The 26,040-nt window shown below is 62.5% G+C and carries 22 protein-coding genes and 1 pseudogene; 10 read left to right on the top strand and 13 right to left on the bottom strand.

The features are described 5' to 3' along the window. The first annotated feature begins 127 nt into the window (after positions 1-127). The gene (locus VFB05_RS28255) at positions 128-946 is read left to right on the top strand and encodes an MBL fold metallo-hydrolase (RefSeq protein ID WP_325018666.1); all 819 of its coding nucleotides are present in this window, start codon (positions 128-130) and stop codon (positions 944-946) included. A 26-nt stretch (positions 947-972) separates the two neighbouring features. Continuing rightward, a complete protein-coding gene (locus VFB05_RS28250) occupies positions 973-2,025 on the top strand; it encodes an amidohydrolase family protein (RefSeq protein ID WP_325018664.1) in 1,053 nt (350 codons plus the stop codon). Between the two features lie 3 nt (positions 2,026-2,028). Here the strand turns inward: VFB05_RS28250 and VFB05_RS28245 are convergent, their stop codons facing one another. Next, positions 2,029-2,946, bottom strand: coding sequence for a LysR family transcriptional regulator (locus VFB05_RS28245; protein WP_325018662.1), 918 nt, complete (start codon positions 2,944-2,946; stop codon positions 2,029-2,031). A gap of 161 nt (positions 2,947-3,107) precedes the next feature. Here VFB05_RS28245 and VFB05_RS28240 point away from each other — a divergent pair, with 161 nt between their 5' ends. From VFB05_RS28240 to VFB05_RS28235, 3 genes and pseudogenes are all read left to right on the top strand, one after another. Further along, a complete protein-coding gene (locus VFB05_RS28240) occupies positions 3,108-3,725 on the top strand; it encodes an FMN-dependent NADH-azoreductase (protein ID WP_325018660.1) in 618 nt (205 codons plus the stop codon). A 2-nt stretch (positions 3,726-3,727) separates the two neighbouring features. Beyond that, positions 3,728-3,817: pseudogene (locus VFB05_RS32275) on the top strand (NAD(P)-binding domain-containing protein); the annotation flags it as partial. 19 nt (positions 3,818-3,836) lie between these two features. Continuing rightward, positions 3,837-4,574: an NAD(P)-dependent oxidoreductase gene (locus tag VFB05_RS28235; protein WP_325018657.1), complete on the top strand. Its 738-nt coding sequence runs from the start codon at positions 3,837-3,839 to the stop codon at positions 4,572-4,574. A 1-nt stretch (position 4,575) separates the two neighbouring features. Here VFB05_RS28235 and VFB05_RS28230 read toward each other — a convergent pair whose 3' ends face one another. From VFB05_RS28230 to VFB05_RS28210, 5 genes are all read right to left on the bottom strand, one after another. Further along, complete coding sequence (locus tag VFB05_RS28230; protein WP_325018655.1) at positions 4,576-5,022, bottom strand: cupin domain-containing protein; 447 nt, start codon at positions 5,020-5,022, stop codon at positions 4,576-4,578. Between the two features lie 156 nt (positions 5,023-5,178). Next, on the bottom strand, positions 5,179-6,429 hold the full coding sequence (locus VFB05_RS28225) for an aminopeptidase (protein ID WP_325018653.1): 1,251 nt from the start codon (positions 6,427-6,429) through the stop codon (positions 5,179-5,181). A gap of 144 nt (positions 6,430-6,573) precedes the next feature. Further along, the gene (locus tag VFB05_RS28220; RefSeq protein WP_325018651.1) at positions 6,574-8,007 is read right to left on the bottom strand and encodes an MFS transporter; all 1,434 of its coding nucleotides are present in this window, start codon (positions 8,005-8,007) and stop codon (positions 6,574-6,576) included. 12 nt (positions 8,008-8,019) lie between these two features. Next, positions 8,020-8,847 carry an alpha/beta hydrolase gene (locus tag VFB05_RS28215; protein WP_325018649.1) on the bottom strand — a complete coding sequence of 276 codons (828 nt, stop codon included), beginning with the start codon at positions 8,845-8,847 and terminating at the stop codon, positions 8,020-8,022. Then, on the bottom strand, positions 8,844-10,013 hold the full coding sequence (locus VFB05_RS28210; protein ID WP_325018647.1) for an FAD-dependent monooxygenase: 1,170 nt from the start codon (positions 10,011-10,013) through the stop codon (positions 8,844-8,846). The genes VFB05_RS28215 and VFB05_RS28210 overlap by 4 nt, the downstream gene beginning before the upstream one ends. 192 nt (positions 10,014-10,205) lie before the next feature. Here VFB05_RS28210 and VFB05_RS28205 point away from each other — a divergent pair, with 192 nt between their 5' ends. Genes VFB05_RS28205 through VFB05_RS28195 form a run of 3 tightly spaced genes read left to right on the top strand, consistent with a single transcriptional unit; the run spans position 10,206 to position 14,430 of the window. Further along, positions 10,206-10,820, top strand: a complete 615-nt coding sequence (locus VFB05_RS28205; RefSeq protein WP_325018644.1) for a helix-turn-helix domain-containing protein — start codon at positions 10,206-10,208, stop codon at positions 10,818-10,820. Beyond that, entirely contained in the window at positions 10,817-13,507 is a 2,691-nt protein-coding gene (locus tag VFB05_RS28200) for a molybdopterin-dependent oxidoreductase (protein WP_325018642.1), read from the top strand. The genes VFB05_RS28205 and VFB05_RS28200 overlap by 4 nt, the downstream gene beginning before the upstream one ends. Next, the gene (locus VFB05_RS28195; protein ID WP_325018640.1) at positions 13,504-14,430 is read left to right on the top strand and encodes an FAD binding domain-containing protein; all 927 of its coding nucleotides are present in this window, start codon (positions 13,504-13,506) and stop codon (positions 14,428-14,430) included. The genes VFB05_RS28200 and VFB05_RS28195 overlap by 4 nt, the downstream gene beginning before the upstream one ends. A gap of 25 nt (positions 14,431-14,455) precedes the next feature. On the opposite strand, the gene VFB05_RS28190 is transcribed toward VFB05_RS28195, so the two are convergent. The 3 genes from VFB05_RS28190 to VFB05_RS28180 form a co-directional block, all read right to left on the bottom strand. Continuing rightward, entirely contained in the window at positions 14,456-15,118 is a 663-nt protein-coding gene (locus tag VFB05_RS28190; RefSeq protein WP_325018637.1) for a cytochrome b, read from the bottom strand. A 107-nt stretch (positions 15,119-15,225) separates the two neighbouring features. Next, on the bottom strand, positions 15,226-15,801 hold the full coding sequence (locus VFB05_RS28185; RefSeq protein ID WP_325018635.1) for a response regulator transcription factor: 576 nt from the start codon (positions 15,799-15,801) through the stop codon (positions 15,226-15,228). Then, positions 15,798-16,700: a S1C family serine protease gene (locus VFB05_RS28180; protein WP_325018633.1), complete on the bottom strand. Its 903-nt coding sequence runs from the start codon at positions 16,698-16,700 to the stop codon at positions 15,798-15,800. The genes VFB05_RS28185 and VFB05_RS28180 overlap by 4 nt, the downstream gene beginning before the upstream one ends. A 1,138-nt stretch (positions 16,701-17,838) precedes the next feature. Here VFB05_RS28180 and VFB05_RS28175 point away from each other — a divergent pair. Beyond that, entirely contained in the window at positions 17,839-19,395 is a 1,557-nt protein-coding gene (locus VFB05_RS28175; protein ID WP_325018631.1) for a response regulator, read from the top strand. A 109-nt stretch (positions 19,396-19,504) separates the two neighbouring features. Here the strand turns inward: VFB05_RS28175 and VFB05_RS28170 are convergent, their stop codons facing one another. Both VFB05_RS28170 and VFB05_RS28165 read right to left on the bottom strand, forming a co-directional pair. After that, complete coding sequence (locus VFB05_RS28170) at positions 19,505-20,437, bottom strand: 2-dehydropantoate 2-reductase (protein WP_325018629.1); 933 nt, start codon at positions 20,435-20,437, stop codon at positions 19,505-19,507. A 235-nt stretch (positions 20,438-20,672) separates the two neighbouring features. Further along, the gene (locus VFB05_RS28165; protein ID WP_325018627.1) at positions 20,673-21,824 is read right to left on the bottom strand and encodes an ATP-grasp domain-containing protein; all 1,152 of its coding nucleotides are present in this window, start codon (positions 21,822-21,824) and stop codon (positions 20,673-20,675) included. Positions 21,825-22,022: 198 nt separating this feature from the next. Here VFB05_RS28165 and VFB05_RS28160 point away from each other — a divergent pair, with 198 nt between their 5' ends. Next, positions 22,023-22,778 (top strand): hypothetical protein, encoded by a 756-nt coding sequence (locus tag VFB05_RS28160; protein WP_325018624.1) that lies wholly within the window; start codon positions 22,023-22,025, stop codon positions 22,776-22,778. On the opposite strand, the gene pdeM is transcribed toward VFB05_RS28160, so the two are convergent. Then, on the bottom strand, positions 22,772-23,413 hold the full coding sequence (gene pdeM / locus VFB05_RS28155; protein WP_325018706.1) for a ligase-associated DNA damage response endonuclease PdeM: 642 nt from the start codon (positions 23,411-23,413) through the stop codon (positions 22,772-22,774). The two genes, VFB05_RS28160 and pdeM, sit on opposite strands and share 7 nt — an antisense overlap. Before the next feature lie 75 nt (positions 23,414-23,488). After that, positions 23,489-26,032 (bottom strand): ligase-associated DNA damage response DEXH box helicase, encoded by a 2,544-nt coding sequence (locus VFB05_RS28150; protein ID WP_325018622.1) that lies wholly within the window; start codon positions 26,030-26,032, stop codon positions 23,489-23,491. Positions 26,033-26,040 lie beyond the last annotated feature (8 nt).

Below are 26,040 nucleotides of genomic sequence, written 5' to 3'. Positions count from 1 at the left end.
ACAAGAAAGTGCAATGAGCCATCATTCAAATTGCCGTATCAGCCCAGACATGCGCGATCGCCGCCATGACGGCCCGGCAATTCGACGCTACACTCCGATGTCTGTAATTGTTCCGGGTGTGAGCGCCATGCTGCGGATAGCTCCCGTCGTCCTCGGCCTTTTGGGCTGTCCGATCTCACTGGCTGCCGCGCAGGACGCGCCGCGCGGCAGCGAATGCCTCGCCATGGCGCAACAGCCGCCTCGCGTGACGCCAGTGTCGCTACGTGCTGCCGCGGCAAAGGATGACAACGTCACCATCACCTATGCCGGCCATTCGACCTACTACATCGATACTCCGGGCGGGGTGCGGATCGCGACCGACTTCAGCGGCGCGTACACGACCGGCCGTCTGCCCGACGTCGTCACCATGAACCGCGCGCACTCGACGCATTACTCGCTATTCCCCGATGCGCGCATTCCGCACGTCTTTCACGGCTGGAATGACGACGGCAGTCCGGCCCGGATCTTTGAGCGCATCGGCGACGTGCTCATCCGTAACGTCACCACGGATATCCGGCGCTATTTCATGGACGATTCCTCGGGCGAGATGATCAAGGACGGAAATTCCATCTTCGTCTTCGAGGTCGCGGGCCTCTGCATCGGCCATCTCGGCCATTTGCACCACAAGCTCGACGACAGCCATTTCGCCGCCATCGGCCGCCTCGATATCGTGATGGTGCCGATCGACGGAACGTATACGATGTCGCTCGACGGCGTCTCCGAGATAACGCGGCGGCTGCGCGCGTCGGTGGTGCTGCCGATGCATCGCTTCGCCACGCCGCTCGACGAGTTCATGAGCAGGATCGGACAGCAATTCGAGATCGAGGAGCGAGCCGAGCGCAGCCTGACGATTTCGAAAGAGACCTTGCCTCAGGCGCCGACCGTCATCATTCTTCGCGGCGTCTGACTTGAATAGCGCAGGGGAGAGCGTTCGTGGCCGCAAGTACCTTACCATCCACCAAAAGCGGCCTTTATGCCGATCCGCGCCCCGACTGGCTTGCCTTGCGCGAAGAGGACGTGCTCGATCCAGCCCGCCGGATTGTCGACCCCCACCATCATCTGTGGGATCGCGGCGGCCAGCGCTATCTCATCGAGGACATCACCTCCGATCTCGCCTCCGGCCACAATGTCATCGCCACCGTTTATGTCGAGGCGCGTTCGATGTATCGCGCCAAGGGGCCGGAAGCGTTTCGTCCGGTCGGCGAGGTTGAGTTTGCCAATGGCGCCGCGGCCATGAGCGCGAGCGGCGGCTACGGTCCCGCCGCCGTCTGCGCCGGAATTGTCGGCCACGCCAATCTCTTGTTGGGCGACGAGGTGCGTCCGGTGCTGGAGGCCGAGATCTCAGCCGGCCAGGGCCGCTTCCGCGGCATCCGGCATTCATCCGCCTGGGATGCCGATCCCAATGTGGCGCACATGTATGCGACGCGGCCCAAAGGCCTGTTGCTCGATTCCACGTTCCGCAATGGCTTTGCGCATCTCGCTCCACTCGGCTTGAGCTATGACGCATGGCTGTTCCATCCACAGATTGGCGAGCTCACCGATCTTGCCCGCGCCTTTCCGGAAACACGCCTCGTGCTCGATCACTGCGGCGGGCCCGCCGGCACCGGTCAATATGCCAATCGCCGCGAGGAGATTTTCGCGACCTGGAAGGCGTCGATCCGCGAGATCGCAGAATGCCCGAACGTCGTGGTGAAGCTCGGCGGCCTCGCGATGTGCCTGCTCGGTTATGACTTTCACGAGCGGGCGATGCCGCCCTCATCGGAGCAGTTGGCCGCGGCGTGGCGGCCTTATATCGAGACGTGCATCGAAGCCTTCGGCGTCGAACGCGCGATGTTCGAGAGCAACTTTCCGCCCGACAAAGGCCAATGCAGCTACCAGGTGATCTTCAACGCTTTCAAACGCATCGCCGCGTCCTTGAGCGAGGCCGAGAAGAATGCGCTGTTCTCAGGGACGGCGACGAGAGCCTACGGGCTCAAGCTCGACTGATTGCTATGGCGCACTGTGGCCGAATTCCCGGCGCAGGAAGTCGATCACGACCCGTACCTTGCGCGGGAGATACGTCCGACTCGGGTAAAGCAGCCAGGCCGCGGTCTCGAAGTCGGTTGCCGTAACGGCATACTCTGGAAAAAGCTCGACGAGCGCGCCGCTCGCAAGTTCATCCCTGACCATCCAGTCTGCAAACAGTGCCGGTCCCATGCCGTTAACCGCGCAGGTGAGAAGCACGAGCGGGTTTGAGATCAGGACGTCGCCATCGACCGCGATCTCGGAGGTCGCCCCGCCGGAATCGCGAAACAGCCATCGCGATCGGTAATCCGGCAGATTCAACAGCAAGCAGCGATGCGCGGCGAGGTCCGCCGGCGCCGCCAGCGGCAGCTCCCTTTCACGCGAACCCGCGACGTAGGCCGGGCTTGCACAGACACGATACCTGGTGTCGGCCAGCTTGACGCCGATCAACGCGGAATCGCGGCTTGGGCCGAGGCGCACCGCGAGATCGACGCCTTCCGAAACCAGATCGAGGTTGACGTCCGTCAACACGAGGTCGATGCCGAGATCGGGAAAGGCCTCGCGCAGTTCAGGCAACAGCGGCGCAATGCACTTTTGTCCGAATGCGACCGAGGCTGTGAGCCGGATGATGCCGATCGGCTCGGCGCTCGTTGTTAGCGCGTCGTCCTTCGCCCGGTCGAGCTCATCGAGCAATGGCTCAACACGCGCGAGATATTTCGCGCCCGCTTCCGTCAGCGTCATCCGCCGCGTCGAGCGTTGCAGCAGCCGCACCTGGAGCTCGTCTTCAAGTCCGGCAATGGTTCTCGAAATCGACGACGGATCGGTGCCACAGTCTCTCGCCACGACGGCAAAACTGCCACGCTGCGCAACGCGCACGAAGATTCGCAGGGTCTCGATATCCATCCCGCCATCAGATGCGCATCAACGGCCTGAAATGCAAGTTTCGCTGTCCGACCCGCTCGTTCGCATTCGTGCAAGATTCGCATCGGCGTCGTGAGGGATCATCGGCTGGCGGCGGCCGGGCGTGGGGCTACCTAATAGCCGCAACCTTCCCGGAGATCATCATGCCGACGCTTCTTCGTATCGATTCAAGCTCAAGACGCGATGGATCGCATTCGCGGGCGCTCGCCGACGCGTTCGTGGCCGCGTGGTCCAGCCGCTTTCCCGGCGCCCGCATCACGCGGCGTGATCTGGCGGCCGACCCGATCGCCCATATTCACGAGACCACCATTGCCGGCTTCTACACGCCGGTCGAAAAACTCGACACCAGCCTGAAAGACGCGGTCGCGCTGTCGGACGAGCTGATCGACGAGGTCAATTCCGCCGACACCATCCTGATCGCGACGCCGATGTACAATTTCGCCGTGCCGTCGGCGCTGAAATCGTGGATCGACCAGATTGTCCGGATTAATCGAACCTTCTCCTATGACGGGACGAATTTCACGGGATTGGTGAAGGCGAAACGAGTGGTCGTTGTCGCTGCCTTCGGCGCCGGCGGCTATGGCGGCGCCCTGGCGAGCGCGGATTTTGTCACGCCCTATCTGAAGTTCCTGTTTGGCTTCCTCGGCGTTGCCGACGTCACGGTGATCCCGACGGAGGCGACCACCGCGGACGCCGCGACGGTTGCGGCGAATCTCGATCAAGCCAAGGCCAGCATCGTCAAGCTCGTAGAGGCAGCGTGAGCATGCGCATCGCGGTACTCGGACTGGGCGCGATGGGCAGCCGAATGGCCCTGCGCCTGCTACGCGCGGGCCACGAGGTGCGCGTTTACAACAGGTCGGCAGGGCCGCTACATGATCTGGCGGCTGCCGGTGCGGTGTCGCGAAGCTGCCGAGAGCGCCGGGGTCGTCATCGCGATGGTGCGCGACGACGAAGCCTCGCGCACGATCTGGTGCAACGAACAGCATGGCGCTTTGAGAGGGCTCGGCGCGGGTGCGATTGCGATCGAATGCAGTACGCTGACGCCCGGCTGGGTGAGAGAGCTCGCCGAACAGGTCCAGAAGACCGGAGCCGCTTTCCTCGATGCTCCCGTGGTCGGCTCGCGTCCGCAAGCGGATGCTGGCCAGCTGATCCATCTCGTCGGCGGGGACGCCGGCGATCTCGATCGGGCGAAAAGCGTACTCTCGGCGATCGGCGGCGCGAGCCATCATGTCGGGCCCGTCGGGGCCGGCGCGGCGTTGAAGCTCGCGGTCAATGCGCTATTCGCAATCCAGGTCGCCGCTGTCGCCGAGTTGTTGGCGCTGCTGCGGGGCATCGATGGCAATCAAGCTGCCATGATGGAGGCACTCGCCTCTCTTCCGGTCACGAGTCCAGCCGCCAAAGGCGCGCTTGCGTTGATCCAGGCCAAATCGGATGCGCCGCTGTTTCCGATCGATCTCGTCGAAAAGGATCTTGCGTATGCGCTGGCTCAGACGAAGGCGGCGCTTCCGATGACCAAAGCCGCCCTGCAATGTTTCGGAAGAGCCAAGGCTGAGGGACTTGGAGCGCTCAACATCACTGCGATCGCGCGCCTGTATCAGGCGCAGGCGTAACTCAGGTCGCCAGACCCGGCGCGACCCGCTTCTCGGACAGAAACACGACGCGCTTGATCTTGTTGAAGACCCGCGCGGCAAAGCCGAGCAAGAACGGCTGAGTGGTCCGGCAGAAGGCGAGCTTGCGAACGCGACCCTCGACGTGCCACCGGGCATGCGCGCCGTCGCGGAAGAAGATCACGTCGCCGGGACCGTAACGGGTCGGGCCGCCCATCGCGTCGCTTTCGAGCACGATTGAGCCTTCCAGGATCAGGATGGTCTCGTCGAAATCGTAGTACCAGTTGAATTTGCCTTCGCTGCACTCCCAGACGATGGTGGTGGCCAAACCATCGGCGCTCTTCGACAGCACGCAGGATTGCGCGACGGGATTACCCTCGATGATCCACGACGGCTCGATCGGCCTCGACGTCAGGTTGACGACGATGTTGCTGGTTTCAATCAATGCCATCTATGCCCCTCAAATACCCGAAAAATGCCGATCAAAATGCACCGGGCTTCGGCCCGGCGACATCGGGCGCGAAGCTAATAACAATCTTTTAAGCTTTCCTTAGCGGCTTCTGTCGCAATCAACGGGTGCGGCCGGGTCACCCGGTCGCGGAACCGTTCAGGCCCACTCGCCCTTCCGGAACACCGGCACACGGCGGCCGTCTGCGTACAGGCCGTCGATATCGATCTCACCGGAGCCGATCATCCAGTCGATGTGGATCAGGCTGGTATTGCCGCCCTGCGCCGCGATCTGCTCCGGCGTCAGTTTCGTCCCGTCGACGAAACACTTCGAATAGCACTGACCGAGGGCAATGTGGCAGGCGGCGTTCTCGTCGAACAGGGTATTGAAGAACAGTAGCCCGCTCTTCGAAATCGGCGAAGAGTGCGGCACCAGCGCCACTTCACCGAGACGGCGCGCGCCTTCGTCGGTATCGAGCACCTTGTTGAGCACTTGTTCGCCACGCGATGCCTTTGCTTCGACAATGCGCCCTTCCTCGAAGCGCACAGCGATGTTCTCGATCAGCGAGCCCTGATATGACAGCGGCTTGGTACTGACGACGTGTCCGTCGACCCGCCTTGCGTGCGGCGTGGTGAAGACTTCCTCGGTCGGAATATTAGCGTTGCAGGTGATACCGTTTTTCGCGGTGGAACCGCCGCCCTGCCATTCGTGTCCGTCGGCGAGCCCGACCGTGAGGTCGGTGCCGGGGCCGGAGAAATGCAGGGCACCGAACCGTTGTCCGTTCAGCCACTCGCGACGGCTACGCAGTATTTCATTGTGCGCCTGCCAGGCCGCGACGGCGTCATCCCTGTCGACGCGCGACGAGGAGAAGATGGCGTCGGCAAGCTTTCCTATCGCGACGTCTTCTTCATCTTGTGGAAACACGAGCTTGGCCCAGGACGGCGACGGATAGGCGATGATGTTCCAGTTGATGTCAAAATTGACGATGCGTTCGAGCGCCGGCTTGTAGGCAATGGAGTTGGCCTTGTTGGCCCGCGCCACTTTCGCCGGATCCTCGCCCGACAGCAGCATCGGATTGTCGGCAACGATGGCAAGCCGTGCCGTGTTGGCGGCAAATGCCTTCGACATGCCCTCGTAAAGCCAGTTGGCCGCGCGGTCGAAACCCTCGTCCGGCCCGTACCGGTAGCGCAACAGCGTGATCGCTTCGTCCGACAGGATCGGGGTCACCAGACCGGCACCGGCCTTGTAGGCATATTCGGCCACCTTGCGGACCAACGGCAATGCGACCGTCGGCGCCGTCACCAGAAGATTCTGTCCACGCTCGAGCCTTAGGCCCACCTTGATGGCGACCTCCGCCAGCCGGTCGAGTTTTACGGGATCAATCGGTGAGTTCCGTTCCGGAGTATTCATATTGAATCGCCTGTCGTTGCTTCGCGCATTATATCAGCTTTTGAGAGGCGCACAGCGAAACAATGCCGCACACATCAACCTTGCAAGCACAGAATATTTATAAGAGTCCGCAGGTCGAGTGACGATCAGTTGAACAGCCTGACATCAGCGCGAAATCTCTTCGAGCTGCAGGTTCCGCGTCTCGATCATGCGGGTTGCGGCGATCAATCCAATGATCGCCACGGCGGCGAACATCAGAAATACCGCATCGACGCCACCGCCCTTGCCCAGCATGAAGCCGATTATCGTCGGCCCGATCGCAGACGCGATCCGCAGCCAGGACGTCGCAACGCCGGTTCCGACCGCGCGCATCCGCGTGGGATAGATTTCCGGCGTGTAGAGATAGACCACGGCCGCAATCGATCCGATCAGCCCGTAGCTGAGCGTGGAGAGGACGATGAACCACGACACCTCCTGCGTGCCTCCGAACCCCAGGATGCCGAGCGTCACCGCGCCAAGACCGAAGGCGCCTATCATCCAGTATTTGCGGCCCGTACGGTCGATCACCAGCGCGCAGATCAGCACCAGACACACTTGCGCGACGTTGGTCAGCGAAGCCGCGCGAAGCGCCTCGGGAAGCGCGAGGTGATAGACGGTGGTGTAAAGCGTCGGCATCCAGTTGTTGAGGCCATTGGCCACGAGAAACGCCGACGCCCATAACACCCAGGCAATCAGCGTGCGCCCGCGATAGGCGGGTGATAGCAACTCGCCCCATTTGCCGCGGGAGCGAGCGGGCACCTCGACCTGTGCCGGAAGTGTGACGGCGGATGCGGCATGAGCCGCTTCGCTCGATTTGTCCGACGCCGCCTCCAGGCGGCCGATGACGGCCTCAGCCGAGGCAAGCCGGCCCTTGCCGATCAGCCAGCGCGGAGATTCCGGCAGCCGCAGCAACATCAGCGCGATGACCAGGCCGGGGATGCCGCCGATCAGGAACATGATCTGCCAGCCCATCAGCGGTACAAGCCAGGCGCCGACCTGGCCGGTCGCCATCAACCCGATCGGAAAAATCATTTCATAGAGCAGGAAGAAACGGCCGCGGCCGCGGGCTTTGGAAAGCTCGCTGATATAGGTGGCGGCCACCGGCATCTCGCCGCCGACCCCGATGCCTTGAACGAAACGAAGCACGAGGAGAACATTGAAACTCCAGGCCGCGGCACAGGCCAGACTCAATACCGCGTAAATGGCGGTCGCTGCCGCCGCGCAGGGAATGCGGCCATAGCGTTCGGCGCCCCAACTGAAAGCGAACGCGCCGATGATCTGCCCGACATAGCTTGCGCCGATCAGAATGCCGATTTCAGGCGGCGTGATGTGCCACAGCGGCACCAGGATCGGCAGAACGAACGCAATCGACAGCGCATTGAAGGCATCGAAGAAGGTCGCACTGCCCATCACGACCCGGGCAATGACGAACCAGCGTGACGCCGGCACCCGCTCCAGCCGCGCGAGCAAGTGTGTGGCCGCACCCTCGGCGTCGAAGGCAGGCTGAGACGACAAGCCGGCCGAAGCCTGGGAGCGTGGCGTTGCATCTGCAAGTGACACGTGTCTCTCCCGCTAAACCTGCCTCGCCAGCGTCAATATCTTTTCCGCGATCAACTCGGGGCACTCGATCGGCGTCAGATGGCGCACGTTCGGCAGAACCGAAAGCGTGGCGTTTCGTAGCGCCTCGTGAAGCTGCTCCGACATCGCAACCGGCGTGGCGTAATCCTCCTCGCCAACGATGACACTGACCGGCAACCTCATCGCAGCTTGATAGTGCCGCAGATCAGCGTCGCCCAGCATCTGGCAGGTCGCGCGATAGCACTCGACGTCGTTGGCGAGGAACACGTCGATATGTTTCTGCATCACGTCTGGATGCTGTTCGCGAAACGCATCGCTCACCCATCGCGTCGCCTGAAAGCCGATCAGCGCCGATAGTCCCTTGGTCGCAGCAGTGGCTGCGCGCTCACGCCAGTCTTTCGGTGCGGTCGGACCATACCATGCGGTGCTGTCCATGACGGCAAGGGCCTGTGCGCGTTCGGGATAAGCCCCGGCAAAGGCTTGCGCAACGCATCCACCCATCGAACAGCCTGCAATAATCGCGCGGCGCCAACCTACGTGGTCGAGGAGGTTCGCGAGATCACCAGCGAAGAGTTCGGGCGTGTAGGTCATCCTGACCCTGGCTGACTGTCCGTGACCGCGGCAATCATAGGCCAGAACATCGGCATGCGGCGTGAGCAGAGGCACTACGCCATCCCAAAAAGTCCGATCGAGCGCCAGCGAATGGATCAGCGCAATGCGCGGGCGCTCAATTGATCCTTCGACCGCGTGCAGCGTGTAGGCGATCGACGCGCCGTCGGCCGCGATCGCGTTCCCCGATGACGATACCACGGCAACACTCATGCCGCCGCCGATTTTGGCGAAGAACCCGGCGCCGGCGCCGGCGCATCGAGCGATACGTTCCAGGCGTCGTAGCCATACAGCCAGCCCGGATCGTCGTTGCCGCCGCTCATCCAGGTGTTGGCGCTCGAGATCTCCTGGATCTTGGAGGTGCGCGGCTTGCGATGGGCCTCGAAGCGTTTGAACGCTCCTTCGATGCCATCGACCTCGACACCCCTGAGACAACGTGCGAGGACCGCAGCATCCTCGATCGAGGTTGCCGCGCCTTGCGCCATGTAAGGTGTCATTGGATGGCAGGCGTCGCCGATCAGCACCACCCTGCCCTCGCTCCAGGTCGGCAGCGGATCACGTTCGAGGATCGCCCATTTGTGGCAATCCGGACAGGCATCGAGCACCATCCGCACCTCGGCATGGAAACCCGCGTAGGCCTTGCGCAGCTCATGCACGTCGCCTTTCGCCGACCAGGATTCCTTCGTCATCCAGTCGGCAGGCTCCGGCACGCTGGTGACGAAGTAAAGCTGGCTGCGGTCCCTGGTGGTATAATAGATCACAATATGGCGATCCTCGCCCCACCACTTGACGCGCGAGCGCGAGATATCCTGCGGCAACCGGCTTGAATCGAACACCGCGCGGTAGGCGATGCGCCCGCGATGGATCGGCTTGTCGGGGCCAATAATAATGTCACGCACGACCGAGTGGACGCCGTCGGCGCCGATCACGGCATCGGCTTTAGCCGTCGTGCCGTCGGCAAAGAACAGCGTCACCGGGCCGCCATTTTGCTCCAGCCGAACCAGCTTCTTGTTCAGATGAATGATGTCACGCGGGACGACCGAGGTCAGCGCTTCATGCAGGTCGGCGCGGTGCATGCAGAGGAACGGCGCGCCGTAAAGATCTTCCGGCATCGGCAATTCGCGCTTGAGTTCGCCGGTGTCGCCAACGCGGTTGAGATGAGAGTACGGGGCGAAGGCGCGCTGGCGCAGCATGTCCTCGACGCCGATGCCGCGCAGCACCTTCATCGAGTTCGGCAGCATCTGGATCCCGGCGCCGATGCGGCCGAACTGATGCGCCTGTTCAAAGACCTCGACATCGAGGCCTGCCTGCCGCAGTGTCCCGGCGGCCGCCATGCCGCCCATGCCGGCGCCAATGATTGCGATTTTGGGGGATACCATGCCCTCGCCGCTCCCTGGATTTTTGAAAGTTTCTTGTCTCGCGGTCTTGGCGCAGCGAAGCGGCCGCGCGGCTATGGTTCCTCCTTATATGGCCTCTCCCGATCGATCAATCCGGTCGATCCTTGAGCTGAAATTCACCGGTCGGCATAAGCCACTATTTGACAAACTGACGCCATTTGTCAAAATTGTCGAATGGGCTCTTCCGATCGAATTTTATCGGCGGCAGAAAACGTCTTTGCAAGGTTCGGCTTCCGGCGCGCGTCGATGAGCCAGATCGCGGAGGAAGCCGGCCTGACCCGGCAGGCGCTCTATCATCACTATGAAAGCAAGGAAGCGCTGTTTCGGGCCGTCGTCGAACAGATGCACGAATACGCCTTTGAGGCAGAGGCTGCAGCGGGTCTCGAACAGGAGCAGGCTGGCGGCGGATTGGCCGATATTCTGGCCGCGCAGATCGGCGCGCGCTTTCGCTACCTGATCGAATGCGTCGAGGACTCGCCGCAAGCCGACGAGCTGATGTCCGAACATCAGCTGCAGACCCGCGATCTCTATCAGAGCTTTGTCGAGCACAACGCCGATTTGCGCGCCGAGACCATCGACCGCGTCTGCGCCAGGCAAGGCCTCGCCTTGCAGGATGGCATGACGTCGCGCGATCTCGCTCACTGCATCCAGACCGCCGTCCGCGGTTTCAACAATCTTCGCCTGGATACTGAGCTGCTGCGTGAACTCGACCGGATGGTCCGCCTTCTCGTGGCGGGCGCGATTGCGCCTGCTGCATCCCAATTCCGCGCCAAAAGGAGATCGAAATGAGCACCGTGGCGATCAATGGCCGTATCGAAACCTTGCCGGGGAATCCGGATGCTCTTCTCGTCGATGTCCTGCGCGACGGATTGGGTCTGACCGGGACCAAACTCGTCTGCGGCGCAGGCGTCTGCGGCGCCTGCACCGTGCTGCTCGACGGCGTCCCCGTGGTGAGCTGCCTGATGCCGGCGAAGGCCGCCGCAGGCCGAACGATCACCACGGTCGAAGGAATTGCGGCCGCGACACTGCACCCGATCCAGCGCGCATTCATGGCGCTCGACGCCTTGCAGTGCGGCTTCTGCACGCCCGGCTTCATCGTCGAAGCAACCGCTTTTCACGACAACTGGCGCAAAGCGCATGGCACCGCGTCTCCGTCGCGCGAGGAGATCGGCGCCGCGCTCTCCGGACATCTGTGTCGATGCGGCGCCTACGACAATATTCTGCGCGCGGTCGCGGAAGCCTGCAGCGGCCGCTTCGATGCCGATACAAGCGTCGCGCCTCGCATTGAGGCCCGCGACAAGGTGACGGGCAATGCAAAATATACCGTCGACATCCGCCACGAAGGGCAACTCGAAGGCCTGATCGTTCGTTCGACCGTCGCCCACGGCAAAATCACCGCGCTCGATTTTGCGCCAGCGCGGGCGCTGCCCGGCGTCGGGGCTGTGGTCTCGCTGCTCGGCGACGACAAGATCGTGCGCTATGTCGGCGAGCCGATCGCGGCGGTCGCCGCGCGGGATCATGCGACTGCACGAGAAGCTGCTGCCGCCATCGGCATCACTTACGAGCAACTGCCATCGGTCGTGGGACTGGACGCCGCGCGCAAGGTGGACGCGCCCGTCGTGTTCGAAAAATCGAGCCGCAAGAAGGCGGCCAACGTCTCGGAAGGATCGCCGGCGCCGGCGTCGTGGAAGCAAAATGTCCGTGGTCCTTCCGCCGCCTTCTCGCATCGGACGAGGACGGTGCGCAGCGAAGTCGCGAACGCGACGGAGGCGAATGATCCACTGCTGATCAAGGATATTTTTCGCACCGCGGGCCAGTCGCACAGCTGTCTCGAACCGCACGCCACCGTCGCGCGCTTCGACGGCGATCGGCTGACGCTGCACGTCTCGACGCAGGCCGTCTTTCACGTGATGGAGCTGATCGCCAAGCGCTACAAACTGAATCACGACAAGGTGCGCGTGATTGCGGATCACGTCGGCGGCGGATTCGGCTCAAAGGGAAGCGTCGGCATCGACACCATCGCCGCGATCGAGCTCGCGCGCGAAGCCAAGGCGCCGGTTCGCGTCGCGCTCGATCGCCACGATGAACTGTCCGTCACCGGACATCGTCCCGGCACTGAAGTCGACATCGCCTTGTTGCCGTCGCAGGACGGCCGGCTGAAGGCGTTGTCGTTGACGGCCTGGTCCGACAACGGCGCCGGCGTCAATTCCACCATCGCGGCGCTCGCGCGCCTGATCTATCCCGCGGAAGCCAAGGCGCTGGTCGACTTCGACGTCATCAGCAACTTGCCGCCGGGCGCGCCGTTTCGAGGGCCGGGCGGGCCGCCGATGGCGTTTGCGCTGGAACAGGCCGTCGACGAAGCCGCGCTTCGCATGCAAATAGACCCGATCAGACTTCGCCAGCGCTGGGACACCGACCCCAATCGTCAGCGGCTGTATGAATGGGCCGCGGGACTTGAGGTCTGGCGCAATGCGAAGCCGGCCTCGTCCAAGAACGGTCGCTATCGTCGCGGCGTCGGCGTTGCGAGCGGTTACTGGCTGTATTTATGGCAGCCGGGGTCGAAGGTTGAACTCGCGATCAAGGGCGGGCGGCTGATTGCAAGCAGCTCGATCCAGGACATAGGCACCGGCAGCCGGACCGTGATGGCCAACACGGTCGCGCGCGAATTCGGACTCGATCCGCATGAGATCGACGTTCGCATCGGGGATTCGATTTTGCCGGAAGGGCCGGGCTCGGGCGGCAGCCGAACCACCGCCTCGGTCGTGCCGCCGATGCTGCTCGCGATTCAGAAGCTCAAGACCGTCATCGAGAACAACGCAAGACAAAAGCCCGCGCCCGGCTCCAATGCGCCATGGCGCGAGTTGATCGCGGCGTCCGCCGACGTCAGCGTGTCGGCGACGCGGCCCGAAGACAGCCGGCATCTGGCGCCTGGCGTACGTTCGCCGCTGAAGGAAGCGGGCTTCATGGGCGCGATCTTCGGCTGGATGATGCGTCGGTTCTCGAATCTTGCCATCGGCGCCGGCGTGCCGAGTTCGGTGCAGGTGGTTGAGGTCGAGGTCGATACCTGGCTCGGCCACGTGCGCGTGCTCAACGTTCATACCGGAATCGCTGTCGGCAAGCTCGCCGCGCCGGCGCTGGCGCGCAGCCAGGCGGCGGGATCGGTGATCCAGGGCATCGGATACGCGCTTTACGAAGGACGCGAGGTCGATCCGCTCCGCGGACATATTCTCACCGCGGGCCTCGAGGATTACCGCATCCCCGGTATCGCCGACACGCCCAACATCGATATTCATTTCGACGAAGCCGGTTTCGATCACGTGCTCGGCGGCAGTGTCGGAATTGGCGAGGTCGCAACGGTGCCGACATCGCCGGCGATTGCGAACGCCATCCGCAACGCGATCGGCGTGCGGGCCAATTCGCTGCCGGTCCGGCCCGACCGGCTGGTGGCTCTCCTGAACCAGAGGAGCGTGGCATGAGCAACGGCACAGCCTCGGCCTCAGCGCCGTTAGCGGAATTTCGCGCAGCAGGAACCGATCTTTCCGAGCGCCGGCGCAGCGGCGTCTCGCGCGGGCCGCTGACCGATCTGGTCCGACCGGCCGGCGCGCAAGACATCACGTGGGACGAAAATGGCGCAGCGCGGATCAACGCCTTCGCGACGATTGCAACGCTGGCTGCCGATGCAAGGCTCGCATCCGCCTATCCCGGCGTGAACGCGGCGGCGGGCGGGCTTGCCACGCCGCAGATCCGGCATGTGGCGACGCTTGGCGGCAATCTCGCCCAGCGCTCGCGCTGCTGGTATTTCCGCGATCCGCACATTCCCTGTCTCAAGAAGGGTGGCGACAGCTGCCCCGCGCGCGATGGCAATCATCTCTACGGCGTCGTCTTCGATCTCGGTCCTTGCGTCGCGCCGCATCCGTCGACGATGGCGGCAGCGCTCATGGCCTATGACGCGACCGTCACGACGAACCGGCGGCAGGGTCTCGGGATCGCGGCGTTGCTGGGCGATGGCTCGAATGGCCGCGCCGATAACCTTCTCGCGCCGGGCGAGATCGTTGAGAGTATCGATCTCGGCGTCCCCGTCGCCGGCGAACGCGCGCTCTATCGGCGCGCAATCAGCCGCAGCTATGCTGAATGGCCCCTGGTGGAAGTGGTCGTCCGCGCGGTGATTGCGGACGGCACTTTCAAGCTTGCCCGGATTGTGGCGGGCGGTATTGCGCCGGTGCCGCTTCGACTGACCGCATCCGAGTCGCTTTTGCATGGCGCTGCCGTGAATGCGACAGCGATCGGGAATGCGGTTGCACAATCCACCGTCGGCGCCAAGCCGCTCGCAATGACTGGCTACAAGCTCGACCTGCTCAGGGGCCTGTTGCGCGATCAGCTTGAAAGGATCATCGCCTAGCGCCTTCGGTTTCCACATCCCGGATCTATTCCGCATCCTTCTTCGCGAAGACCGGCGCCAGTTTCGCCCGAGCCGAAATCCGCGGCAGCATGCGCAGCAACACGCTGTCGCGCAAAATCAGGTGATGGAATAGCGCAGCGCCGACGTGAAGACCGATGAGGACCATTAGCGCCTTCGCGCCGATTTCGTGAGCCTCGACAAACAGGCTGCGCATCGCAGGATCCGGCTCCATCAACGCCGGCACGCGCCAGAAGAACAATTCAACGGGGTGTCCGCGCAGCAGCACCCGGGCCAGCCCCGTAACCGGCTGCATCAGCAGAAAAAAGTAGAGGCCGTATTCATTGGCTTTTGCGATGGTTTGCTGAATTTTCGGCATGCTCGGCGGGAACGGCGGCAGATAGGCAAAATAACGACGCCGGACGAGGCGCGCCACCACGACGATCCAGGTCAACATGCCGCAGGTCAAATGAATCGATAGCAGCATCGTCTCGAGAGGGCCCTCGTCGCCGACGACTTTAATCGCCCAGACACTGGTAAACTGAACCACGATCAGAACGACTGTCAGCCAATGCAGCATGATGCTGGTTCCATCGAACCGATCATCTACGTGAGTCGCGGCGGCGGATGCTTTCGCGGATTCTAAATCTTTTGTCATGTCGATCTGCTCCGATTCTTCGCCTGCATCCATTCGATGCGGAAAAGACCGGAGCGGGTCCGACTTTATTCCTGTTGGGTTTTGCTTAAGGGCGCGGCTGGTTGACAAATACCGCCAACAAAGGCCGGGATGCGCTTATCTCACAACATGATGATCTCGCTGCGGCGGCGTTCGGCGGCTTTCGCCACCGCTTCAGTCCTGGTGCGCGCGCCGAGTTTACGAAACAGTGACTCGACATGAAACTTGACCGTGTGCAGCGAAATATCGAGCCGCCGCGCAATCCCCTTGTTGGTCATGCCTTCGGCAAGGGCGGCGAGCACTTCGAGTTCGCGCGGCGTCAGCAAAGGGTGACCCTCGCTCTCGCCCATCGCGGCAAAACCATCGCGTGCGACAGGCGCGCGCACGATGAGGCCGGCGGCGACCGCGCGGATCGCCGCGTCGATCTGCCGCGCGTCGGCCTCGCGCGGCAACGCGCCGCGCAAGCGGTCGTCGGCGATACCAAGCCCTTGGATACCAAGCCCGATGACGTTGCGCGCATCTTCCGGCGGCCGGCCGCCGTCGGCGAGCACGATATCCGCCGCATCGTGCGCGTCGACAATCATGTGGCCTGCTTCAGTGACGGCCTTGCAAAGGAGGTTGCGGCGATGCGGGTCATCCGCGTGAACAGCGACCCGCAATCGCTCCGCAAATACGATATCGTTCGCCACTTCGTTCACGCGGCCTGCCGTTCTGCAATGGTGGTCTGGACGGTGATCACGGCGCCGCCGCGGATCAGGCGGACATCCGCCTTGCGTCCGATGCTGTCGCTGCCGAAATATCGGGCGAGCTTTCTGAAGCGATACGCAGATATGCCGTCGACGCTCAGGATGATGTCGCCAGCGACGATCCCCGCCTGTGCGGCCGGACCGTTATCGACGACCGACATCACCATCATCCCGCCGTTCTGATCGGCGCTTTCGCGCAAGGCATCCGGGACCGCGACGGCATGCAGCGCAACACCGAGCCAGCCGCGCGCGACATGCCCTTCCTTGATCAACTGCGGCACCACGCGCGCAAGCGTCGCGTGCGGAATGACAATGACCTTGCCGCGCGGCCCGAAGGTCGACATGCCAAGACACAAGCCGGCGGCGTCGAAGACGGGTCCCCCCTCTTCCCGGGAAGCAAGCTCGATATCCAGCACGATACGCCGATCGATCAGACCGCCGCGGCGGGAATGCCATTCGCTGCCGGCGAGATTGACGAGGCCCAATCGAGCGCTGGCGCCGCCCGCGCCGTCGGCGCCAATGGCAAGCGCAAGCGCGCCGATGCGCGCGTCAGCCGCCGCAAAGGCCGGCGCGGCAAGCGGACCGGCCGTCTTCAGGATGGCGATGTTGGTAGAGGCATCGCGTCCGGCAAGCGTGGCGGCCAGAGTTACGCCGCCCGGCACGACCAGTTCGAATTCATCCTTGCGCGGCAAAGCCTGTTCGGAAACGACGACGACGCCCGATTGCCAAATCGTTCCGGTGAGGTGCCTGTCGTCGCTGAGGCGAACGGCGACGACGGCATCCCTGGCTGCTTCTACGCGTGCAGAGATGGCGTCGGATAATTGAATGAGTGCGTCCGGTGAGAAGGACATGAGTTTCTCCTATCGATCAAGATAGGAACGAATTTGCAAATTGCAGCCCACGCATTCTATCGGCCGAACGGCCGGGAATATCCCGGCCGTATAACCGGGCACGAAGCAGCAGCTTGCGAGAGCTCTCTTCTCCCTCCCCCTTGCGGGGAGGCAAGGCCGAAGCGAAGCGAAGGCCAGGATGGGGGGTTTCAAAAACAACTCTTATGCAAGTGATATTTTCAACAAAATGAGCCCCCCACCCGACCGTTGCTTCGCAACGGCCACCCTCCCCACACTCGCTTCGCTCGCGGGGGAGGGATGAAGATGCGATGTTGTCTGGAGTTGCCGCACCCCTACGAACCGTTGATCTTGCGCGCCTTCGGTGCCTCGAAAGGAAATTGACGTTCGTCTTCACGATAATTTCCTTGCCTTGATCGCGCCGGCGCAAAGCGCCGCGTTCTCGCAACGCCATGCGCGCCCGAGTTTGCAAATTATTTGTCCCTCAAATGAAAGAGGGCGCAGGGAATGCCGGGTGCCTGACGCACCCGCAGCCTCGCGTGCAAATGAAAAAAGCACGCAAGCGTAGTCACCACAGGTTCGCCTGATCACTCCGGCATTCCCTGCGCGACGGTTTACGACTTATTCCGTGCTCTCTCCGGCGATCGGGCTTTTTGTCACCGTCCCCAGTGCGATGCAAAGCATCGTCACCGGGTTAACGCCAGCGTCGAGACGTCAAGACCACACGGCTTCGCCGTCCGCTCACCTCATGCGTTCGTCAGTTGCATGACAAGCGTCCGTCGCATCCCGCGCCCAACGTCCGTGACGATCGCGATACGCCCCTCTTATCGGGCGCGAGACGCGCGAAGAGGAACCACTGATTTGCCCGTCGGCGAAAGCGATTTATTTTCGCGAGATCGTCTGGACAGACGGGCAAATCAGACGGGAGCAAGTCCGGTTGATGGACTCGTCCCAAGATCTCGCCGTGGGCGAGTGATCGGGCTTCTCCGGCACGCTCAGGTCGCAATTCGCCCCATCCCGGATTGTCCCCACGGTCGAAACCGGTGACCGCCACTGTTGACGCAGATCAAAGCAGCCTGCGAACCGGTAGCCTCGCTGGATAACTCACGCTAAGGGTATTCCGTCCAATCTCGTGACCAGGATGACTATCGCGCCGGCAACCATCCACATCGTCGATGATGATCGATCTTTTCGCGTCGCGATGGCTCGGTTGCTGCGGGCGGCTGGTTACCGCGTAGTGGTCCATGAATCCTGCGAACGGCTTCTGGCAGACCTGCCGGACGAGGAAGCTAGTTGCATATTGCTCGACATGCGCATGCCGGAGCTTGACGGGCTCGACGTGCAAGGTCGATTGAATGAGATCGGCTCCAGCCTGCCGATCGTGTTCCTGACCGGGCACGCGAGCGCCCAGGCCGGCGTTCAGGCGATCAAGGCCGGCGCCGAAGATGTCCTGACGAAGCCGGTTTCGAAATCCACCTTGCTTGCCGCTGTCGAGCGGGCCCTCACCCGACACCGTCAACGGATCGACGAGCGTTCGAAATCAGCCGTTCTCGCGAGCACTTCATTCTCGACCCATCTTCCGATCGAACCTGCGGGCGGACTGGATGCGAGATTCTGCGAGGTCATGGATGCCGCCCCGGTGATGATCTGGGTGTCTGGACCCGACAAGCAATGCGTCTGGTTCAACTTGCCATGGCTGGCTTTTACCGGCCGTGAGATGCGAGAGGAAATCGGTAACGGCTGGTCCGAAGGCGTCCATCCAAAAGATTTCGATCGCTGCCTTGAAACCTACGTCAGCCACTTTGACGCCCGCAAGGAATTCCGGATGGAATATCGGTTGCGTCGCCATGACGGCACGTATCGATGGATTGACGATACCGGAATCCCGCGCTTTGCCCGGGACGGCTCCTTTCTCGGCTACATCGGCTCCTGTACCGACATCCATGAGCACAGGGAAACCCAGAGCGAATTACGTCATCGGCTTCTCGAGATTGCCAGATTGACGCGGCGTGTGGACGCTGCGGCGATCGCCTCCTTGTTTGCACATGAATTGAACCAGCCCTTGGCAGCGATCTTGAGCAACGTCGAAGCTGCCGAGTTGGACCTCAAAAATCTTCCTGCTCCCGGCGGACTGAAGGACATCCTCTTCGATGTTCGCCGTGATAATCAGCGTGCAGCGCAAATCATCCGACAGATGCAGATGCTGTTGCGAAACGACGAGCCAGAGCTGCGAGAAATCGATTTGAACAATGTCGTAGGCGTCGTTCATGAAATCTTGAGACCGCACGCGGCTGATATAGGCGTCGAGATGAAGATGCGCCCCTGGCGAAGCACGCTGGCGGTGCGCGCTGATCCAACGTGGCTGCAGCAGGTGGTCTTGAATTTGGCATTGAACGCGTTCGACGCCACCTCGAGCAATTCGCCAGGCCAACGCCGGATCATGATGGAGACCCGACCGGTCGGGCGGTCCAAGGCCGGGCTTTCTGTTTCGGACACCGGAGCAGAAATTCCGGAGCAGGACCTCGCGGGCATCTTCGATGCCTTCGCCTCCAGGCGAGGCGGTGGGTTCGGTCTGTCCACATCGCGCGGAATCGTCGAGGCGTTCGGCGGCAAGATTTGGGCTACCAACGTCACCGGTGGCGGCGTGGCCTTTCAGCTTACGCTACCTTCGTTCGGTGAACGACGCACCGCGCAGTAGTACAACCACCTCTCCTCGCAGTTACGACACCCTGATCGGAACATATCCGGCAGGAAAAGACGCGAACTGCGTCGGGATCGTCAGTTTTCACTGAAGATATTCGGGTCGGTCAGCTGACGGTCTTTGGCTTGCCCATTCGGTGCAACTTGAGCATGGCGTAGACGGCATCGTTAGCCGGCGTCGGCACGCCAAGGCTGCGCCCGAGATCGACGATCTTCCCCGCGAGCCAATCGAGTTCGAGCCGGTTGCCGCGTTCGAGATCGTGCAGCATGGAAGCCTTGAAGGTCGGCGGCGAGCCCTGTGCGAACTTCATTCTGTCGTCGGCAAAGTTCGCCGGTACCGGAACGCCCTTGGCGCGACCGACCGCGACGACTTCGCACATCAGGTTGTAGAAAAATGCGCGCGTATCCGGGTCAGCGAGGATCGGACCAAGCGGCTGGCGCGTCGTGGCGGTCGCGCCCGACAACCCGACGAGAAACACGAATTTCTGCCACCGCTCCCGGTCGATCGCGTCCGACACCGTGATATCGATGCCGGCCGCCCGGGCGGCTTCTGCAAAAGACGAGAGGTGCCTGTCTGGCTTGCCGTCGATTCGCCCGCAAACCATGCGTTCGAACTGGCTGGTATGGGTGACGACGCCGGGTGCGGACAGCACGGTCGCAATATAGGCGCTTCCGGCGACCACATTGTCGGCCCCCAGGATCGGAACGAGCCGCTCGGAGCTGTCCACGCCGTTTTGCAGCGGGATCACCCGGGTCTCGGATCCGACCAGGGGAAGAGCCTGCATGGCCGCCTTCTCGCTGTCCCAAAGCTTGACCGCGAACAGCACGATATCGACCGGCCCCACTTTGCCCGGATCATCCGTTACATTCGGTTTGGGCAGATGAAGATCGCCATGCACGCTCTCGACCTTGAGACCGTTCTTCGCAATGGCTTCAAGGTTGGAGCCGCGCGCGATGAAGGCGACATCGTGCCCTGCCGCGGCCATGCGCGCGCCGAAGTAACCTCCGAGCGCTCCTGCCGCCATCACCGCAACCCGCATGTCACTCTCCGTTCCCGAGAACCATCGGCCGACGAATAGCATGTGGCGCGCTCTGGTTCGATTCTTCGAACGTCTGATTTGATCAAGCCGCGTCCGGTCTGCTGCGGCAGCGTCACCGGGCGCATCAGAATACGCCGACCTCCCCGCAAGCGGGTCGAGGTGAAACGCCGCCATGCGATGTCACGCGAGGTTGAGAGATGCCTTGACCCGATGCCTTTGACCCGATGCGAAGATCCTAGCGAATGATCGGGGGCACTCCAACTTTGGTTATTGGCAGTCTTGATAGTGGACTGGCGCTGAGAAGCCTGCTCAGGAGCCGTGAGGCTGGAGGCACAGGATCGCGCAAGAGCTGGTAAAGTGACGTTTCGCCTGGTCTGATGCGATCGGCGCCACCACCTGACACACTCATCAAAATGCTATGGGCACCGGCAAAGTAGCGTGCCCGCCGTGCGATCCGATTTGACCTCACCTCTCCCAACGCTGTCTCGCAGGCCAATAGCGGGAAATTGACACCAGCCTTGAGCGAGCCGAGCAATGTACTCCAGTATCTTCCGTTGACTTCAAGGATCAACGGAATGTCGGAGTCGCGCGCGATGCGCAGATCGATATTTGCTACGCCCGACCATCCGAGTTCGCGCATCAACTTTTTGACGAGGTCGGTCGCGGAAGATTCGTAGCCGAACTCAATGCCAACGGCAGGCTTGAACGCTTCACGCGATGGAACAAGTGCATGCTGCTCGGCCGACGCGATGACCTCGCCGTCCCCACACAGCACACTCACCCCGAGATCGTGTCCTTCGATCAAGGTCTGCACGACCCAGGGATCTCCGTCGGGCCGGCTGGCCAGAAACGCATCGAAGTCCCCGCGGTTTTCCGCGCGTCTGATGCCCTTTCCATCATTTGAGAGGGGCGGCTTGACCAGGACCGGGAATGTCAAGGAGGACAGAGAATTATCCGCAGGCCTGCCTGCCGTGACCACCGCACTCGGAGGCTGCGGAAACCTATTGGAAGCAAGGAAGCCCGCCAGCGACGCCTTGTTTGTCGCCGTATCGAAAGTGCCGACGTCCGGCAACTGTACAAGCTTGGCGGTCCAGCCGAGACGCTCGCGCTGCTCGCTCAGCGTCCGGATGGCGAAATCTGCCGTCGGCATCACGATGTCGATGCCGTGCTTTTTGATGGTCCTGCCGATTTGATCGAGCCAGAGATCGCGGTGGAATGTCTCTCCAAGGCACTGATACGTCGTGAAAAGGCTGGAGTAACGGGATGGAGTATTGGCGGTTGCGGAAAATCCATGAACGGTCACCCTGCCCGATGCTTTCAAACAGTGGGCGACAGGAAGCGCGGTCCACGCGTCAGCATCCGCGATAAGCACCGAGATTCGGCTCATTCCAGCTCTTTTCCAAAATTGCGCGGCATGACTCCGTTGGGCCGGACGGCAGAGGAAGCGCGGGTGAGTTCGCGCCCAATTCCAAAACACGCGTTGGAAACCGTCGTTCCACAAGTCAACGCGTCAATACGATGGAGGAACTCTGGCAACTATCGGACGTTTTACGGGCGATGCTAGGCGCTCGCAGAAGCGCTGGCGATGAGCGTCAAGGGAGGCGTTCCCTATGGATTGGCGGCTACCGACGATGACCAGTCATGCCTTCACGACGGTCGCGCCGTCGACCTTGGCTCGCGGGTCACTTTCGAAACCGACCGAACGCGGCTGGCGAAAGTATTCAGACATTCCCGATTTTTCTTGCGCTATCTGCGGGCACGCTATCACCGCAAACGCCTCGACGGGTTGATGGCTGCCATTGACGGCAGATTTTCAGATTCGAAGGGATGGATCGTCGAGCGGCGGCTGGAGTTGCGCAAGGCCGTCGGCCCTTTGCGCACCAAGGACGACATCCATTGGGATGCACCGATCGTTGTGGTGATCATCTGTCACGACAACGAGGGCAACCGAAAAGAAGCCTGCGGCATGTCGTTGTACATCGAGAATAATGCTCTGTACATCAAACAACTGCAGGGCGGAAAATCCGTTGCATTTCCGCGCAAATTCAAGGTCTGGCCCCAGCTCCTTCTGAAATCCTGCATCGCGTTTGCGCAAGCGGCAAACTTCGACCAGGTTTGCCTGGCCAAGGCAGAGAGGCTGTATACCTATCGTTGGCCGGATCTCGGTCCAAACGGCATTCCGCGCTCTCAAGACTCAATCGAAGATCATCGCAGACGAATGAAGCTGCGGTACGATGAAACGGCCCGTGTTTGCGGTTTTAAATCCGAAGACAATTGGTTCGTCTGGAAAAGCTCCACGCCGTGCCATGAAACACACGGCTTCAATGAGGCCAATCAATAACAGCGCGAGGCGGCGATGGTGTGCAGGCGGATATCGCCGAGCACATGCGCCATGAAGCCGCCAGCGGAAAAGATCTTCGCAAACGCCTCGTCGCGAATGCTGAGCCCCCCGGCATAGGCGCCGAAGGCCGGCATCACGACGCGCTCGCCGTCGCTGGCAAAACAACGCCGCTCCAGCCAGCGCGCCCGTGTCGCAACGCGTGCCTTGGGATGAAGGTGGCCTGCGATTTCGCCCACGGCACCGGTCGGCTCGTGGCGGAACACGATCGGACCGATCGCGACTTCGCTCGCAACGATGCCGCCGAGATCGGAGGGCAACGCCGGATCGTGATTGCCGGAAATCCAGATCCAGTCGCGCCGCGCCTGTAATGCCGCGAGCGCCTCGCGGTCGGCTAAGGACAGGCGTTCATGGGCGGTGCGGTCGTGAAAACTGTCGCCGAGCGCAATCACGGTCCTTGGATGATGGCGGGAGATGGCAGCAGCCAGCCGGCTGAGCGTCGCGACCGTATCATAAGGCGGCAGCAAAACGCCGCGCGCGGCAAAACTCGATCCCTTTTCGAGATGCAGGTCGGACACGACCAGCAGGCTCTGCTCTTTCCAGAACAGCGCGCCGGAAAGATCAGCCGACAGCGTCACGCCGGCAACATCGAGGTTGGCCGCGGATGCCGCCGCGTTTTCGTTGTCGAGACATTCGCCGCCTGCGTTCAAAGTCTACCCCGTCGCTTCTTTGACCAGCTCTTCGGCGGCTTCCGCCAGGAGTTCGTCGGCCGCTTCGCCATAAACTGCTTCGCGGCCGATTTCCAGCATCACCGGCACCGCCAGCGGCGAAACACGGTCGAGTTCCCGATGAGTGATTCGTCCCCGAATTCGCGTGAGCATATCACCCAATCGGCCGATATCGAGCAAGCCCGCGGCCGCATCGGCGCGGGCGGCGCGGAGCAGCACGTGATCGGCCTGATGCTTGCGCAGGACGTCGTAGATCAAATCGGTCGAGAACAGTACCTGACGGCGGGTCTTCTCCTCATCGGTGAAGCGCCGCGCGATCAGGCCGGAAATCAGCGCGCAGGTGCGGAACAAGCGCTTCATCAGCGCCGATTCGGCAAGCCACGCTTCGAGATCATCGCCCAGCATGTCGGGATCGAACAGCGCGTTGAGATCGAGCCGCCCCTGCCGGATCATCGACGAGGCATCGCCGAGCCCCCAGATCGCGAGCGCATATTCATTGGCGACAAAGCCGAGCGGCCGCGCCCGGGCGCGCTCGAGCCGTCGCGTCAACAGCATGCCGAGCGTCTGATGCGCGAGACGCCCCTCGAAGGGATAGCAGACGAGGTAGTGCTTGTTGCCGCGCGGGAAGGTCTCGACGACCAGCTCGCGCGTATCCGGCACGCGCGAAAAATGCGCCTGCAGCGATAGCCATTCGCGCACCTGCTCGGGAAGCCCCTTCCACGCCCGCTTGTCCGCCAGCAGCTTGCGCACCCGTTCGGCGAGATAAGTCGATAGCGGAAACTTGCCGCCCATGTAGGACGGCACTTTCGGATCCGAGTCGTTGGCGCGGGAGACATAGACCTGGTCTTCCATGAGCGCCTCGTAGCGCACGACTTCGCCGCCGAACACGAAGGTGTCACCGACCGAGAGGCCCTCAATGAAATATTCCTCGATCTCTCCCAACATGCGGCCGCCGCGCGCGATCACGCCGGTCGAGCCCGAGCCGCCGGCGCGCGAACGCACCAGGCGCACTTTGAGCATTGGCTCCTCGACGATGGTGCCGACATTGAGGCGGTAGCTCTGCCGCACCTTCGGGTTCGTCACACGCCAGCGGCCATTCTTGTCCTGCTTGATGCGCGCAAACCGCTCATAGGTCTTCAGCGCATAACCGCCAGTCGCGACGAAATCGACCACGTCGTCGAAGTCGACGCGGCTGAGCTCGGCATAGGGCGCGGCGGTGCGCACCTCGTCGTAGAGTTGATCGGACAGAAACGGCTCGCCGCAGGCGCAGCCCAGGACGTGCTGCGCCAGCACGTCGAGCGCGCCGGTGCGCAGCGGCGGCGTATCCTGCGCGTTCTCACTGACCGCATCGATGGCGACGGCGCATTCCAGCACTTCAAAACGATTCGCCGGCACCAGCACCGCGCGCGAAGGTTCATCGAGGCGGTGGTTGGCGCGGCCGATCCGCTGCATCAGCCGTGACGCACCCTTGGGCGCGCCGACATTGATGACGAGGTCGACATCGCCCCAGTCGACGCCCAAATCGAGCGACGAGGTGCAGACCACGCCGCGCAGTCTGCCTTTGGTCATGGCGTCCTCGACCTTGCGGCGCTGGGCGACGTCGAGCGAGCCGTGATGCAGCGCGATCGCGAGGCCGTCATCGTTCATCCGCCAAAGATCCTGGAACAGCATCTCGGCCTGGCTGCGGGTGTTGACGAAGACGAGCGAGGTCTTGTTGCGCTTGATGAGGTCGTAGATTTCCGCCAGCGCGTGGCGCGCGGAATGTCCGGCCCAGGGTACCTGCTCGCGGCTGTCCAGCATCTCGACTTCAGGCGCGGCCGCCCCGCCGGCTACGACAACGTCGGCGGACTGGTGCTTGCGGCCCTGTTGCGGCACCAGGAACCGCGACAGTTGCTCGGGCTCGGCAACCGTCGCCGATAGTCCGATGGCGCGGATCTGCGGCGCCAGACGCCACAGCCGTGCTAGCCCGAGCGATAACAAGTCGCCGCGCTTGGAGGTCACCAGCGCATGCAGTTCGTCGAGCACAATGCGGCGCAGCGAGGAAAACAGAAACGGCGCATCGTCCGAGGATAACAGCAGCGCGAGCTGTTCGGGCGTCGTGAGCAGAATATCCGGCGGATAACGGCGCTGCCGCTGCCGCCGCGACACCGGCGTATCGCCGGTACGGGTCTCGACCTTGATTGGCAGACCCATCTCGGCGATCGGCGTTTCCAGATTGCGGGCGATATCGACCGCGAGCGCTTTCAGTGGCGAGATGTAAAGCGTGTGCAGGCCGCGGCTGCGCGTCACACTGCGGCCGGTGGAGGCGAACGTACCGCCGCCGGAAAGCTCCACCAGCGTCGGCAAGAATCCCGCAAGCGTCTTGCCGGCGCCGGTCGGCGCGATCAGAAGCGCGGGGCGATCCTCGCGCGCCTTTTCCAACAGCGCCAATTGATGCTCCCGCGGCGACCAGCCGCGCGAGGTGAACCAGCGCAGAAAATTGTCGGGTAACAAGGCGTGGGTAAACAGATCTGGTTGAGCTGAGGTCACGGCGTCAT

The sequence above is a fragment of the Bradyrhizobium sp. genome (assembly GCF_035652035.1).
In the GTDB taxonomy this organism is placed as follows: Bacteria; Pseudomonadota; Alphaproteobacteria; order Rhizobiales; family Xanthobacteraceae; genus Bradyrhizobium.
The sequence above is the reverse complement of the archived record's forward strand: the minus strand, read 5'-3'. Positions and strand labels throughout refer to the sequence as shown.